Source organism: Rhizobium sp. RHZ02, from assembly GCF_014851575.1.
In the GTDB taxonomy this organism is placed as follows: domain Bacteria; phylum Pseudomonadota; class Alphaproteobacteria; order Rhizobiales; family Rhizobiaceae; genus Rhizobium; species Rhizobium altiplani.
On sequence record NZ_JACUZX010000124.1, the window covers coordinates 1 to 255 of the forward strand.

Here is a 255-nt window from a genome sequence, read left to right on the forward strand (position 1 = left end):
GCCGCTGTCGCCGCTTCTGGCCAATGTGTTGCTGGATGAGGTGGACAAGGAACTTGAACAGCGGGGCCATGCCTTCTGCCGCTATGCCGACGACTGTAACGTCTACGTGCGGTCACAGCGGGCGGGCAAGCGGGTGATGGCTCTGCTGCGGCGTCTCTATGGCCGACTTCGCCTTAAGGTGAACGAGACCAAGAGCGCCGTTGCCACCGTCTTCGGCAGCAAATTCCTCGGCTATGCTTTCTTCAAAGCACCAGG

At 60.4% G+C, this 255-nt stretch carries 1 protein-coding gene; it reads left to right on the plus strand.

Annotation, left to right across the window (positions count from 1 at the left end; genetic code table 11):
* The coding region (locus IB244_RS31790; RefSeq protein ID WP_246734818.1) for a reverse transcriptase domain-containing protein at positions 1-255 on the plus strand (255 nt) is incomplete at both ends.